The organism is Pseudomonas azotoformans, from assembly GCF_900103345.1.
GTDB classification, from domain to species: Bacteria; Pseudomonadota; Gammaproteobacteria; order Pseudomonadales; family Pseudomonadaceae; genus Aquipseudomonas; species Aquipseudomonas azotoformans.
On the sequence record NZ_LT629702.1, the window covers coordinates 3,651,040 to 3,665,664 of the forward strand.

The following is a 14,625-nucleotide window of genomic DNA, read 5'->3' on the forward strand; positions in this document are numbered from 1 at the left end:
ATCAGTCTCCAAGCGGCAGGCTGTCAGGACCGCTGCGATAATCGTCCAGGGCCAGCTTGATCCGGCGCAGGCGTTCCTGGTTGTCGTCCGGCGAGGCCAGTGCCAGCTCCGTGGCGAGCAGGTCGATGGCCAGCAGCATGCCGTAGCGCGCCGCAGTGGGCTTGTAGATAAAACTGGTTTCGGCCGGCTGCAGCGGCAGCAAGACATCCGCCAACTGCGCCAAGGGCGAGTCGGCCAGGGTGATGGCGACGATGCGCGCGTCGTAGTTGCGCGCCAGGGTCACCACGTCGAGCAACTCAGGGGTAAGGCCGGTCAGGGAGCACACAATCAGCGCATGCTCCGGCCCCAGCGTCGCCGCCGTGACCCTCATCATCACCGGGTCATGGCAGGCCGCAATCGGATAGCCCAGGCGCACCAGGCGTACCTGCAGCTCGTCGCTGCACAGGCTCGACGGGCCGCCCATGCCGAACGCATGGATCATCCGCGCCTTGCCCAACAGGCTGACCGCATCGACAAAACTGGCCTGGTTGAATCCGGAGAGATGCTGACGCAACGTCGCCTCGATATCCCCCAGGATCTGCCGATGAAACGCCGACTGCTCCGGCAACCCCGCCGGGTCGAGGAAGCGACTGCCAACGCCACTGGCCTGGGCCAACTGGAGGCGCAAGTCTCGCAGATCCCGGCACCCCACACTGCGCGCAAACCGCGACAAGGTGGCCGTGCTGACCTCGGCCCGTTGCGACAACGCTTCCAGGCTGGCCGACGCGGCAAAACCCACGTCATCCAGCATCAGTTTGGCGATACGCCCTTCGCCGGCGCTGAAGGCGTCTTGGCGAGCGCGGATCTGGTAGAGGATGTCCATGGACTCTCCGGGTTACAAAATACAGGACAGACCATAAGTCAGACCGAAGGCAACCACTGAAATCAAAGTCTCCAACACGGTCCAGGTCTTGAAGGTCTGGATCACCGTCATATTGAAGTATTCCTTGATCAGCCAGAAGCCGCCGTCGTTGACGTGGGAAAAGATCACCGACCCGGCACCGGTGGCCAGCACCAGCAACTCAGGGTGTGGATAACCCAGGCCCAGCGCGACGGGCGCTACCACACCGGACGCGGTGGTCATGGCCACCGTGGCCGAACCTGTGGCGATACGCATCAGCGCGGCAAACAACCAGCCCATCACCAACGGCGACAGGTGGAAGGCATGGGCCAGGCCGAGAATTTCGTTAGTGACACCGGCGTCCACCAGGATGCGATTCAACCCGCCGCCCGCGCCCACCAGCAAGGTGATGCTCGCGGTCGGCGCCAGGCATTCATTGGTGAACTTGAGAATCGACTCACGGTTGAAGCCCTGTGCAATCCCCAAGGTCCAGAAGCTCACCAACGTCGCCACCAGCAGCGCAATCACCGAGTTGCCAATAAACAGCAGGAACTGGTTGATACCGGTGCCCGGTGTGGAAATCACGTTGGCCCAGCCACCGATCATCATCAACACCACCGGCAACAGGATCGTACCCATGGTCAGGGAAAAGCTCGGTAAACGGGTACGCGGTTCGCGCTCGATGAATTGGCGTTCCAGCGGGTTTTCCGCCGGCAGATGAATACGCGGCACGATGAACTTGGCGTAGACCGGGCCGGCGATAATTGCCGTAGGAATACCGATCAAAATCGCATACAGCACGGTCTGCCCCACCGACGCGTTATACGCCAGCACCGCCATCATCGCCGCCGGGTGCGGCGGCACCAGCGCATGCACCACCGACAGGCCGGCGACCATCGGCAAACCGACCATCAGGATCGACACGCCGACCCTGCGCGCCACGGTAAAGGCGATCGGTACCAGCAACACAAAACCGACCTCGAAAAACAGCGGCAGCCCCACCAGAAAAGCGATGCACACCATGGCCCAGTGCGCGTTACGTTCGCCAAAACGATTGATCAACGTGCGCGCCACCTGCTCGGCACCGCCGGACTCGGCCATCATCTTGCCCAGCATGGTGCCCAGCGCCACGACCAGGGCAATGTGCCCCAAGGTCTTGCCGACGCCCGCCTCATACGAGCCCATGATGGTGTCCGCCGGCATCCCGGCCATCAGCGCCAGGCCAATGGACACCAGGGTGATGACGATAAACGGGTTGAGCCGGTAACGTGCAATCAGCACGATCAAAGCAATGATGGCGATGGCAGCGTATGCCAATAGCCCGAAGCCCGGTGATGCGGCCATGCGGTACTCCTCGGAAAGGGTCACGTCGAATTGGTTGTGAAACTCATAAATCATTACCAAAGAGTATTTTCAATTTTTATGAAAGTAATTTTCGTCCACAGATAAGCGCTGTCGCGTTGGGATATGCCCAACCGTCGCCCATGAAAATTCGGGGGGTGTTCTTACATGAAGATCAGAAGATACCGGAAACTCAAACGCCGCCATCGAGTCATAGAATGCGCCTCCCCTTATGCCCAGGAAAATCGACCATGATTCGCACCTCCCTCGCCGCCAGCGCCCTGCTTCTCGCCCTATGCGGCACGGCCTCGGCCGCCGATAACGCGGCGTTAAAAAAATGCATGGACAGCGCCAACACGACCGCGGACATGGTCAATTGCAACGCCAAAGAAGCCAAGGTGCAGGACACGCGCCTGAACAAGGCCTACAAGACCGCCCTCGCCGCCCAGGAAGGGGCGCGCAAGCAGCAACTGCAAGACGTGCAGCGCCTGTGGATAAAATACCGTGATGCCAATTGCGGCTTCGCCGGCTCCGCGACCGGCGGCACCATCGACCAGGTCAACGGCTCCGCCTGCCTGCTGGACATGACCCAGACCCGCGCCCAGGAGTTGGAAGACCTGGTCGGGCCGTAACCAAGCAGCTCCTACCGATTGATAGCGCTTGACTTGGCGCTGAGGCTCCTTGATATTGCATAAAGAACCGATCAGTTCTTTATAGCATCCAACCCATCAGGAGCCTCTCATGAGCCGAGTTTTCAAGCTGTTAATCGATGGCCAATTGGTCGATGGCGCATCCCGTCTTGACGTCTTCAACCCCGCCACCGGCAAGGTTTTCCAGCACGTTCCCAAAGCGGACGAAGCCCAAGCCTTGAGCTCGATCGCCGCGGCGAAAAAAGCCTTCTCCGCCTGGGCAGCCTTGACCTACACCGAACGCGCCGCCTACGTGATCCGTTTTGCAGAGGCCATCGAGGCCAACGCAGAAGATCTCATCCGCATGCTCACACGCGAACAAGGCAAGCCGCTGGAGGATGCCCGCTTTGAAGTGCTCTGGGCTGCCGCCAACCTCAAGTACCACGCAGCGCAAGAGCTGAAAACCAAGGTCATTCGAGAAACCGCTGCCGAGAAAATCATCGAGCAGCGTTCGCCACTGGGCGTCGTCGTCGCTATTGCGCCATGGAACTTCCCCGTGTGGATCCTGATGTCAAAGATCGGTGCAGCCTTGATGACCGGCAACACCGCCATCGGCAAACCGGCCCCTACCACCCCCATCACTACCCTGATGCTCGGTGAGCTCGCCGCCAGCATTTTCCCGGCGGGTGTATTCCAGACCCTGGTGGATGAAAATGAGTTGGGGCCTCTGTTGACCAGCCACCCGGATGTGGCTTACGTCAGCTTCACTGGCTCAACCGAAACCGGCAAAAAAGTGCTCAACAGCACCGTGGCGACCTTGAAACGTTCGACATTGGAGCTGGGTGGCAATGATGTGGCGATTGTCCTGGATGATGCTGACATCAAGACGGTTGCCCCTAAAGTCTTCCGGGCCGGGTTCCTGAATGCCGGACAAATTTGCTTCGCCGCAAAACGCGTGTACGTCCCCAATCTGATGATGAAGGCTTTCGTTGCCGAATTGGTCAACCTGGCGCAACAGGCCAGACCTGGCGACGGCTTCGACGCAACGACCACCCTCGGGCCCGTGCAGAATAAAGCGCAGTACGACAAGGTGCGGGCATTTATCGACGAAGCGAAAGACCAAGGCGCCGTTGTCGTCAGTGGGCAACAGGTGCCAGAAGACGGTTATTTCATCGCGCCGACCATCGTCACAGGCCTGGCCGATACGGCGCGGCTAGTGACCGAGGAACAATTCGGCCCGGTGCTGCCGATTCTGGGCTATGACAATCTGGATGAGTTGATCCTGCGCGCCAACGATTCAAACTTTGGTCTGGGCGCGTCGGTGTGGACGTCAAACACCGATCGAGGAATAGAAGTCGCCTCGCGCATCGAAGCCGGTACGGTGTGGATCAATACCCATGTATCGCTGCCATTCGACGTACCCTTTGGCGGCGCCAAGCAATCGGGCATTGGTCAACAAGGTGGCATTGAAGGCATGCAGGATTACACCCAAGTCAGAATCGTCAACGCCGCGTTGGCGTAAACCAGGGCGAATTGGCTGTCAGTCCCGGCAGCCAATTACTTGGCGGGCACCAGCAGTGCCAAAAAATCGCTCACTTTATGATCAAAGGCCCGCCTTGGGTTTTTGATGTTCTGCTCGATGCCCAGCCCGTAGAAAAACGTCAGTATCAGATCCGTAATGGCTTCAGGCGCGAGCACCGTGTTCTCGCCGGTGATGTTATTGCCGATCAGCTTCTTGAGAATCACTGAGTTTTTCGCAAAGACCGCCGTGGCCTCAGTCGGCAACAATGACAAATCGCGCAAGGAGTTGATTGCAAAACAGCCGCTCTGCCCCTCGGGGGTGGCAAATGCTGAGCGCAGGAATTGTTCGATGTTCGACCAGCCCAATGGCTCGGCACTCAGCAGCGCACGCCATTCCCTGCATTCGAAATAATGTTCGAGACAGGCCACGAACAGCGCGTCTTTGCTTTTGAATTCGCCATACAGACCCGACTTGTTGACGCCGGTGGCCTTTTCCAGATCAGCCACGCCTGTGTCTGAAAACCCTCGACGCCAAAACACAGGAATCGCTTTTTCCAGAACATCTTCGCGGGTAAATAGCTTGATTCTGCCCATGATCCGACCTTGAACCGTCAATTAAGGGAGTCGCCCAGTATAGGCAGCCTCCGGACGATTTAAAACCGAATGGTTTAATAAAGCATCAGTCGTGGTGAACCTTGGCGCGCTTGAGCAATTTCTTGCAGCGCTCCGACAGATGCAGCACCCGCAGATGCTTGCCGGCTTTGGCATAGCGCTCACGCAGGGTCATCAACGCAGCAATGGCTGAATAATCGACAAAGCTCAGGTGACGGCAATCCAGCGTCACCTGGGCCGGGTCGTTGGCCGGGTCGAACTGGTTGAGGAACGGCGTGGTCGAGGCAAAGAACAAGGTGCCATGCAGGCGATAGAGCTTGCTGCCATCGGCTTCCAGATGCTCATCGGCATACAGCTCCCGAGCCTGTTGCCAGGCGAAATTCAACGCCGCAATCACAATCCCGCACAGTACTGCCGTGGCCAGGTCGGTGAACACTGTGATCACCGTCACCGCGACAATCACCAGCACGTCATTGAGCGGCACCTTGTTGATCACCCGCAGCGAGGCCCACGCGAAGGTCTGCTGGGACACCACGAACATCACGCCCACCAGCGCCGCCAGCGGAATGCGCTCGATCAACGGCGACAGGAACAGGATGAACAACAGGATCATCACCCCGGCAAACACCCCGGACAAACGCCCGCGCCCGCCGGAGCTGAGGTTAATCACGGTCTGCCCGATCATCGCGCAGCCGCCCATGCCGCCGAACAGACCGGAGACCATGTTCGCCGCGCCGAGGGCCACGCTTTCACGGTCGGGGTAGCCGCGGGTCTCGGTGATTTCGTCGGTGAGGTTGAGGGTGAGCAGGGTTTCCAGCAGGCCGACCATCGCCATCAGGAACGCGTAGGGCGCGATAATGCCGAGGGTTTCCAGGGTCCACGGAATCTGCGGCAGCGCCAAAGTCGGCAGGCCGCCGGCGATGTGGGCCATGTCGCCGAGGGTGCGGGTCGGCAGGCCGAGCAGGTACACCGCCAGCCCCACGCCGAGGATCGCCACCAACGCAGGCGGCACGGCGCGGGTGATGCGCGGCAGCAGGTAGACGATGGCCATGGTCACCAGCACCAGACCGGTCATCACGTACAAGGGTGTGCCGCTGAGCCAGGTTTCACCGCTTTTGAAATGCTCCAACTGTGCCAGGGCAATGATGATCGCCAGGCCGTTGACGAAGCCGAGCATCACCGGGTGCGGCACCATGCGCACCAGCTTGCCCAGGCGCAGCAGGCCGAACGCGACCATGATCAGCCCGCCCAGCAACACCGTCGCCAGCAGATACTCCACACCGTGTTGCACCACCAGGGCGACGATCACCACCGCCATCGAGCCGGCCGCACCGGACACCATGCCGGGCCGGCCGCCGAACAACGCGGTGAGGGTGCAGATGATGAAAGCGCCGTAGAGCCCCATCAACGGGTTGAGGTGAGCCACCAGGGCAAAGGCGATGCATTCGGGCAGCAACGCAAAAGACGTGGTGAGGCCGGCCAGGACATCGGCGCGCAGACGGGTGAGGTTCATGAAGTACCAGGGTAATGCGGGGGATAAGGCGGGGAATGGTACGGAATTGAGGGAGATGGAGCTAGTCTCGAAGACCGAGTCGTGCCAATCGGGGGCAAGCCCCCTCCCACACTAGACTGCACGCCACAGTTGGAACTCGGTCAACTGTGGGAGGGGGCTTGCCCCCGATAGCTACGCCTGGGGATCAAGTGAAACTCACACCATTTCGTTGCGAATCCACTCCACCACCGACGTACGCTTCGGCGCCCAACCCAGCAGTTCTCGGGCCTGCTTGCCACGCACCCGACTGTTGGAGCCCAGGCCATAGTTGGCCATTTCATAGCCCCACTCGGCCTCAGCGTCGGCCAATGGCCAATCCTGCGGTTTGCCCAGCTTCAGCGCTTCGGCGATGGCGGTGGTCATGTCGATAAACGCTGCCTCGCCGCTTTCCACGAAGTAGAACGTACCCGGCACGTTCTTGGTCAGCGCCAGCAGGTACAGCGCCACAACGTCTTCAATGTGCACGTTGGACCAGATGTTCTGCCCGGTGCCCACATGGCGCACTACGCCGCTCTTGCGTGCCTGCTTGAGCAGACGCGGCAATTGCACGCTGTCGCGCTTCACGCCCAGGCTGTGGCCGTAGATCAGGGTGTTGCAGATCACCGCCGAGTTCACGCCGTCTTTGGCAGCCGCCAGAATCAGGTTGTCGATGGCCACACGAGCGGCCTTGTCGACGGTCGGCTCCGGCAGGTTGTCCTCGAAGTAGATGACATCGCTGGCCTTGCCGCCCGACGCATCGCCGACAATGCTCGAACCGCTGGTGTGCAGGAACGCCTTGTTCGAGCCCTTCAACGCCGCGAGCAGAGTTTCCACGGCAGCACGGTGGTCGCTGCTGGCGGCGTTGATCACCGCGTCGGCCTGTTGCGCTTGCTCGGTCAATACAGCCGCGTCATCCAGGGTGCCGATCACCGGATTGATGCCCAGTGCGGTCATCTCGGCCGCCTGCTCGGCGCTGCGCACCAGGCCGGTAACGGTGTGGCCGGCCTTGACCAGGCCGGTGGCGATGGAACCGCCGATAAAACCTGCTGCGCCGGTAATGAATACGTTCATGGAGGACTCTCCTGACTGGGTAAGTGATGGGCCCAGTATCAAGGCCTCATCCCTGACGAATAAGCCCCTGGCGCCCAATTCACTCTTGCGCGCAGATCACGAATCAGCAGGCATAGCGCGCCAGCTTGGCCTGGATAAAGTCCAGGAAGCACTGGATACGCAATGCCAACTGCGAGTTGCGGTAGAACACTGCGTGAATCGGTTGGCGATAACCGCTGTTGAACGCCTCCAGCACCGGCATCAGGCGCCCGGCCTCGATATCGTCGATGGTCATGAAGTTCGACAGGCAGCAGATGCCCTGCCCCTCCAGCGCCAACTGGCGCACGGTTTCGCCGCTGGACGCGGCCACGCCGGGCTGGATCAGCCAGCGATCGCCCTCCACATGGCGCAGCGGCCAGTGGTTGAGGGTTTCGGTCTGGGTGAACCCCAACAGCGTGTGATCGGCCAGCTCGGCCACCGTGGTGGGCGTGCCGTATTGCTTGAGGTAGCCGGGGCTGGCGAGGATATGCAGCGGCGTACAGCCAAGAGATCGCGCGTGCAGGGTCGAGTCCGCCAGGGCGCCGATGCGAATGGCGATATCGGTGCTCTGTTCCAGCAGGTCGATGATCAAGTCATCGCTGTTCAACTCCAACTGGATATCCGGGTAGAGGCTACGAAACTCGGCGATGTACGGCACGATCCCATGCAACATGAACGGCACGGCGGCGTTGATGCGCAGGCGCCCTGCCGGTTTCTGCTGGCGCGACGACAGGCGCTCTTCCAGCTCTTCCATCTGCGCCAGGATGACCTTGGCCTGCTCGAAGAAGTACTTGCCCTCTTCGGTCAGGTCCATGCGTCGCGTGGTACGGTTGATCAGCGTGGTGTCGAGCTTGGCTTCCAGGCGCGACAAGGTGCGGCTGACAGCCGAGGGCGTCTGCCCGACTTGCTCCGCGGCGGCGGAAATCGAACCACATTCAATCACGCTGACGAAGATCTGCAGCTCATCGGATCGGGCTTTCACAGGCGCTCCTCGTTATCGGTTCAGCGCAGCTTACACCGAGAATTTGAACACCTGCGCCAGATGCTGCTCGTAGCGCGCCACGTCGGCTTCGATGGCCGGGCGTTTCATCACGTCCACGCACAGGAACGTGGGCAGGCCGGTCATGCCGAGGAACTCGTTGGCCTTGTGGAACGGGAAATACACCGCGTCCACGCCCTTGGCTTCGAAGAAGTCGGTCGGGTCGTCGAAGGCTTGCTGCGGCGCGTTCCAGGTCAGCGAGAGCATGTACTGTTTGCCGTGGATCAGGCCGCCGCTGCCGTATTTCTGTGAGGCATCGGAGCGGGTGCGGCCGTCGCTGGCGTACAGGCTGCCGTGGCCTTCGGTGAAGACTTCGTCGATGTACTTCTTGACGATCCACGGTGCGCCCATCCACCAGCCGGGCATCTGGTAGATGATCACATCGGCCCAGAGGAATTTGCCGACTTCTTCGGCCACGTCGTAGCCTTCGTCGATGTGGGTGACCTTGACGTCGATGCCAGCACGATCCAACGCCGCCACGGCGGTGTCATGCAGGGTGGTGTTGTAGCGGCCATCGGAGTGAGCGAACTTTTTGCCGCCGTTGAGCAAGAGGACTTTTTTCATGGGAGGGTATCCAGAGGGGTTAACAATGTCTGCCGGCAGGCTATCGACATTGGCCCCTCGGAATAAGCGGCGGTACGGCAAAATACATTTGACCAAAAAGCACGAATCACCTGCGCATTGTTAACCGCTGATCAGCAGATGGCCGCCCAACAACGCCATGCCGATGAAAAATACGCGCTTGAACAACACCGCACTGATGCGCTGACGCACTACCTGACCCAGCCACATGCCCAACAGCGCCGGCACCAGCGCCAGCACCGACGCGTTGATTTCACCGCCACCGAGCGTGCCGCGCCAGGCCAGACCTGCGGCCAATGCCAGGGTGGAAACAGTGAACGACAGCCCCAACGCCTGCACCAGCTGATCGCGGTTCAGGCCCAGTGCTTGCAGATAGGGCACGGCAGGAATCACGAACACACCGGTCGCCGAGGTGATGATGCCGGTGATCACCCCGCACACGGGGCCCAGCCAACGTTCAGTCGCAGGATTTACGTTGAACGTCGGCAGGAACAAACCGCTCAGTGCATACACCAGCAACGCCCCGCCCAACGCATGGCCCACCCAGCTTCCCCCGCTCATGCCCAGCCACAACGTGCCCAGCCCAGTGCCGAGGAAGATCAGCAGCAGCATCGGCCACAAGCGCCTGAGCAACGCACTCAAATGACCGCCGAACGCCAGTTGCCACAGGTTGGTGATCGTCGAAGGGATGATCAGCAACGCCGCAGCCTGCGCCGGTAGCATAGCCAGGCCGAGCAAGCCCATGGAGACTGTCGGCAAGCCCAGGCCAATCACCCCCTTGACGGTGCCGGCGAGCATGAAGGTGCCGATCACCAGCAGTGTCAGGGCGGGGCCGATATGTTGGTAGAACGCGAGGACGGTATTCATGGGGCGATTGTGCGGTTTTTCGATGAGGTCGAAAATTCGCCATATACTGAGGCAGACTCTTGTTTTATGAGAGGTTGATGCCGCCTTCGCGAGCGAGCCCGCTCCCACCTTTGGAATGCATTCCAAAGGTGGGAGCGGGCTTGCTCGCGAAGGGGCCAGTCCAGTCACCCGAGAACACCGGCATGCACTTTGACTTGATCGACCTGCGCCTCTATCTGCACATCCTCGACACCGGCAACATCACCGCCGGTGCCGGGCGCAGCCATTTGTCCCTGGCTGCCGCCAGTGCGCGTATCCGGGCGATGGAGGCTTCGCTGGGTATCGCGTTTCTTGAACGTGGCCGCCGTGGCGTTACCCCAACACCCGCCGGCAAAGCCCTGGCCCGCCATGCCCGACTACTGCTGCAACAGGCCGAGCACCTGCAACAGGACCTGGCGGAATACGCCAACGGCATCAAGGGCCAGGTGCGCCTGCTGTGCAACACCACCGCCCTCAGCGAATACCTGCCGGAGTTGCTGGCAGACTTTTTGCGCGAACACCCCAACCTCGACATCGACTTGCAGGAACTGCCGAGCCTGCGCATCACCCAGGCCTTGCGCCAGGGCACGACGGACCTCGGGATCATTTCCGACGCGGTAGACACCCACGGCCTGCAGACCCTGCCGTTTCGCGATGACCCGCTGGTGCTGATCACACCGCTGGATCATCCGTTCACCGCAGGGAGCTTTATCGATAGCCTGCAACACGACTTTGTCGGCCTCGCCGCCCACAGCGCGTTGACGGTTTACCTCGAAGAACAGGCATTGCACGCAGGTTTCCGCCTGCAAACGCGCATCCGCGCCGAGGGGTTTGATGGGGTGATCCGCATGGTCGCCCGCGGCGCCGGCCTGGGTATCGTGCCCCAGGCGGCACTGGAGCGCTGGCCGCTGGCATCCAGTTTCAAAGTCCACCCCCTGCAAGAAGAATGGGCCTGCCGGAAGCTGTTGTTATGTGCGCGCTCGTTCGAACTCCTGCCCGGTTACGCCAAGGCCTTGCTCGACGCCTTGGCCCTGCCCTTGCGGAAAAACCCGTAATACACCGCTGACAGAATCAGCAGGAACGGCACGCCAAACACCAGCGTCATCTTGAACGCCTCGGTGAAATACGTGGTGATCATCACCGCGCCCATCAGCACCAGGCCCAGCAAGGTGCTGTAGGGAAACAAGCGCAGTTGGAACGACAGCTTCGGCCCGCCGTGGCGCTGACGATAGCGGCGGAAGAACAGGTGGGTTAGGAAGATCATGAACCAGGTGAAGATCGCGCCGAACATCGAGATTGCCATCATCAGGGTGAACGAACTTTCCGGGTACACCACGTTGAGCAACGTCGCCAGGGCGATGCCCGAACTGGACAGCAGCAACGCGTTCAGCGGTATGCCGCTCTTGCTCAAGGCGCCCATGGACTTGGGCGCGAAGCCGGCGCGGGACAGGCTGAACATCATGCGGGTAGTGATGTAGAGCTGGCTGTTCATGGCCGACAGCGCCGCGATCAGGATCACGAAGTTCATCACGCCGGTAGCACCGGGAATGCCGATGGTCTGCATCACCGTGACGAACGGGCTCTGGGTCTGCCCGGCCTGGTTCCACGGCACGATGGCCAGCATCAGCGCCAGGGTCAGCAGGTAAAACACCACCAGGCGCACGATGGTCGCACGGAAGGCTTTCTTCACCGCCTGCTCCGGGTCGGCGGCTTCACCGGCGGCCACGGCAATCATCTCCACACTCAGGTAGCTGAAGATCGACACGATCACTGCGATCCACATGCCGCTCAGGCCATGGGGGAAAAAACCGTCGTGGGCCGTGTAGTTCTGCACGCCGTACTCCGGGTTCCCGGAACCGAACACTACGTACACCGCGAGGATGATGAAGCCGACGATGGCGCTGATCTTGATCGTCGAGAACCAGTATTCGAAGTTGCCGAAGGTCTTCACGCTGATGGCATTGAGCAGGATCAGCACACTGGAAAACGACACGATCCACACCCATTCCGGCACGTTGGCGAACCAGTACTTCATGTACATCGCCACCGCCGTAACCTCGGCGCCCACCGCCAGCACAATCGCCGCCCAGTAGGCGTAGCGCACCAGGAAACCGGCCAGCGGGCTGATGTAGAACTCGGCATAGGCGCCGAACGAGCCCGAGGTGGAATGCGCCACCGTCATCTCCGCCAGGCAGCCCATCAGCAGCAAGGTGATCAACGCGCCGATGGCGTAGCTCACCAGCACACTGGGCCCGGCATACCCGATAGCGTAGGCGCTGCCCATGAACAGCCCGGTGCCAATGGCGCCGCCGATGGCGATCATGCTCATCTGGCCGGAAGTGAGCTGGCGCCGCAGGCCCAGTTCGCGGTGGGTGATCTCGGCAAAGCCGGTGTCTGGCGTAGTCACGTGGTGTGCCCCTTTATTATTGTGATTGCACTATTGAACTGTTGTCACAGATTCCCTGTGGGAGGGGGCTTGCCCCCGATAGCGGTGGATCAGTCAACGCTGTATTGGCTGGCACACTGCAATCGGGGGCAAGCCCCCTCCCACATTTTTATCTGCGTTGTGGTCAGGTGACGCTGTTGCGGACTTTGAATTGCGCCTGGTCCCAGGTGCGGTTGTCGAGGATTTCACCCAGGATTTCCACAGCGTCAAACACCTCGGTAAAGCTTGTGTACAACGGTGTAAACCCAAAGCGCATGATGCGCGGCTCGCGGTAGTCACCGATCACGCCACGGGCGATCAGGGCCTGGATCACCGCATAGCCTTCGGGGTGTTCAAAGCTCACATGACTGCCGCGCCGGGCGTGTTCACGCGGGGTGATCAGCACCAGCTCATGAGCAGCGCAACGTGCTTCGACCAATGCGATAAACAGATCGGTCAACGCCAGGGACTTGCTGCGCAGACTCGCCATATCGGTCTGGGCGAAAATCTCCAGCCCACATTCCACCATGGCCAGCGAGGTGATCGGTTGGGTACCGCACAGGTAACGGGCGATGCCGGCACTCGGTGCGTACGTCGACTCCATGGCGAACTGCCGGGTATGCCCGAACCAACCCGACAACGGCTGGCGCACCACATCCACCAGCGCCGGGTTGACCCACACAAACGCCTGGGAGCCCGGGCCGCCGTTGAGATACTTGTAGGTGCAGCCAATCGCATAATCGGCACCGGCCTGATGCAGGTCGATGGGCACCGCGCCTGCCGAGTGCGCCAGGTCCCAGATACCCAGCGCGCCACACTCATGGCTCAGGGCGGTGAGCGCCTGCATGTCGTACATGTAGCCGGTCTTGTAGTTGACGTGGGTGAGCATCACCACCGCCACGTCTTGGTCGATGGCCCCGGGCAATTCATCTGGGCTGTTCACCAGGCGCAGGGAATAGCCTTGTTGCAGCAGTTCGGCCAAGCCCTCGGCGATGTACAGGTCGGTGGGAAAATTGCTCGCCTCGCTGACGATCACTTTGCGATTTGGCTGGCGTTGGCGCTGTACGCTCAACGCAGCGCTGAGCACCTTGAACAGGTTGATCGAGGTGGTATCGGTGATCACTACTTCGCCGTCGCCCGCGCCGATCAGCGGTGCCAGGCGGTTGCCCAGGCGCTGGGACAGGTCCGCCCAGCCGGCGCTGTTCCAACTGCGAATCAGGCCATTGCCCCACTCTTCGGCAATCACCGCCTGAGCCCGTGCCAATGCCTTCACCGGGCGGGCGCCGAGGGAATTGCCGTCGAGGTAGATCACCCCCTCTGGCAACGCAAACTGGCGGCGCAATGGCGCCAGCGGGTCCTGTTCGTCGAGGGCTTGGCAGTGGCTTCGAGTGGTCATGGGTTGTCCTGGTTTTTATAGGTAAGGATGGACCAAATAATGAACGAACTTTTAGAGAATTTTCGTGCAAAGTGGCGGGCATCAGGCTAATTAAGCTGTAGGAAATTCGAATTTAACCCCCAAACACGCGGATTTATTCTAACCATGATTCTCGACGCCACCGACCTGCGCCTCCTGCATTTCCTGCAACAGGATGGCCGCATCAGCAACCAGGAATTGGCCGAAAAAGTCGCGCTGTCACCGTCCGCGTGCCTGCGCCGTCTGCGCCTGCTGGAGAGCGAGGGCATCATCAGCGGCTACCGTGCGGTGTTGAACGCGGAGCAGTTGGGGATCGAGCTGGAGGCCATCGTGCACCTGTCGTTGCGTCAGGATGTGGAGGATTGGCACGAGACGTTCATCAAGAAGGTGCAAGGTTGGCCGGAGGTCGCCAGCGCCTACGTGATCACCGGCGCCAGCAACTATGTGCTGCGGGTGCAAGCGCGCAACCTCAAGCACTTTTCAGACTTTATCGTGAACCACCTGAACCGCACGGCGGGGGTGATGGATATCCGCTCGGAGATTGTGTTGCAGAAGATCAAGGATCGCGATGAGGTGTTGGACTTGGTGGTACGCAAATAACCGCAACACCATCGGTCAAATGTGGGAGGGGGCTTGCCCCCGATGAGGGAGTGTCAGTGGCTGAACTGTTCAATGAC

The 14,625-nt window shown here is 60.7% G+C and carries 14 protein-coding genes; 4 read left to right on the top strand and 10 right to left on the bottom strand.

The annotated features are described in order from the left end of the window. Position 1: 1 nt before the first annotated feature. Positions 2-862: a MurR/RpiR family transcriptional regulator gene (locus tag BLR69_RS16480; RefSeq protein WP_071496372.1), complete on the bottom strand. Its 861-nt coding sequence runs from the start codon at positions 860-862 to the stop codon at positions 2-4. Positions 863-874: 12 nt separating this feature from the next. Continuing rightward, positions 875-2,224, bottom strand: coding sequence for a GntT/GntP/DsdX family permease (locus BLR69_RS16485; RefSeq protein ID WP_232000923.1), 1,350 nt, complete (start codon positions 2,222-2,224; stop codon positions 875-877). A 248-nt stretch (positions 2,225-2,472) separates the two neighbouring features. On the opposite strand from BLR69_RS16485, the gene BLR69_RS16490 reads away from it, so the two are divergent. Together BLR69_RS16490 and BLR69_RS16495 are read left to right on the top strand one after the other, a co-directional pair. Next, positions 2,473-2,853: a lysozyme inhibitor LprI family protein gene (locus BLR69_RS16490; RefSeq protein ID WP_071496370.1), complete on the top strand. Its 381-nt coding sequence runs from the start codon at positions 2,473-2,475 to the stop codon at positions 2,851-2,853. A 109-nt stretch (positions 2,854-2,962) separates the two neighbouring features. Beyond that, the gene (locus BLR69_RS16495; RefSeq protein ID WP_071496369.1) at positions 2,963-4,372 is read left to right on the top strand and encodes an aldehyde dehydrogenase family protein; all 1,410 of its coding nucleotides are present in this window, start codon (positions 2,963-2,965) and stop codon (positions 4,370-4,372) included. A gap of 35 nt (positions 4,373-4,407) precedes the next feature. Here BLR69_RS16495 and BLR69_RS16500 read toward each other — a convergent pair whose 3' ends face one another. From BLR69_RS16500 to BLR69_RS16525, 6 genes are all read right to left on the bottom strand, one after another. Further along, the gene (locus BLR69_RS16500) at positions 4,408-4,965 is read right to left on the bottom strand and encodes a TetR/AcrR family transcriptional regulator (RefSeq protein ID WP_071496368.1); all 558 of its coding nucleotides are present in this window, start codon (positions 4,963-4,965) and stop codon (positions 4,408-4,410) included. Positions 4,966-5,050: 85 nt separating this feature from the next. Continuing rightward, positions 5,051-6,496: a SulP family inorganic anion transporter gene (locus BLR69_RS16505; protein ID WP_071496367.1), complete on the bottom strand. Its 1,446-nt coding sequence runs from the start codon at positions 6,494-6,496 to the stop codon at positions 5,051-5,053. A gap of 195 nt (positions 6,497-6,691) precedes the next feature. Next, on the bottom strand, positions 6,692-7,585 hold the full coding sequence (locus BLR69_RS16510; protein ID WP_071496366.1) for an NAD-dependent epimerase/dehydratase family protein: 894 nt from the start codon (positions 7,583-7,585) through the stop codon (positions 6,692-6,694). 103 nt (positions 7,586-7,688) lie between these two features. Beyond that, positions 7,689-8,585 carry a LysR family transcriptional regulator gene (locus BLR69_RS16515; protein ID WP_071496365.1) on the bottom strand — a complete coding sequence of 299 codons (897 nt, stop codon included), beginning with the start codon at positions 8,583-8,585 and terminating at the stop codon, positions 7,689-7,691. A 30-nt stretch (positions 8,586-8,615) separates the two neighbouring features. Then, positions 8,616-9,206: an NAD(P)H-dependent oxidoreductase gene (locus BLR69_RS16520; RefSeq protein ID WP_071496364.1), complete on the bottom strand. Its 591-nt coding sequence runs from the start codon at positions 9,204-9,206 to the stop codon at positions 8,616-8,618. A 120-nt stretch (positions 9,207-9,326) separates the two neighbouring features. Beyond that, positions 9,327-10,091: a sulfite exporter TauE/SafE family protein gene (locus BLR69_RS16525; RefSeq protein WP_071496363.1), complete on the bottom strand. Its 765-nt coding sequence runs from the start codon at positions 10,089-10,091 to the stop codon at positions 9,327-9,329. A gap of 182 nt (positions 10,092-10,273) precedes the next feature. Here BLR69_RS16525 and BLR69_RS16530 point away from each other — a divergent pair, with 182 nt between their 5' ends. Further along, positions 10,274-11,164: a LysR substrate-binding domain-containing protein gene (locus BLR69_RS16530; RefSeq protein ID WP_071496362.1), complete on the top strand. Its 891-nt coding sequence runs from the start codon at positions 10,274-10,276 to the stop codon at positions 11,162-11,164. On the opposite strand, the gene BLR69_RS16535 is transcribed toward BLR69_RS16530, so the two are convergent. Next, a complete protein-coding gene (locus BLR69_RS16535) occupies positions 11,110-12,516 on the bottom strand; it encodes an amino acid permease (RefSeq protein WP_071496361.1) in 1,407 nt (468 codons plus the stop codon). The two genes, BLR69_RS16530 and BLR69_RS16535, sit on opposite strands and share 55 nt — an antisense overlap. Before the next feature lie 163 nt (positions 12,517-12,679). After that, a complete protein-coding gene (gene kynU / locus BLR69_RS16540) occupies positions 12,680-13,930 on the bottom strand; it encodes a kynureninase (protein ID WP_071496360.1) in 1,251 nt (416 codons plus the stop codon). 144 nt (positions 13,931-14,074) lie between these two features. Between kynU and BLR69_RS16545 the strand changes: the two genes are divergently transcribed. Beyond that, positions 14,075-14,548 carry an Lrp/AsnC family transcriptional regulator gene (locus tag BLR69_RS16545; protein ID WP_003176072.1) on the top strand — a complete coding sequence of 158 codons (474 nt, stop codon included), beginning with the start codon at positions 14,075-14,077 and terminating at the stop codon, positions 14,546-14,548. The last annotated feature ends 77 nt before the right edge of the window (positions 14,549-14,625 follow it).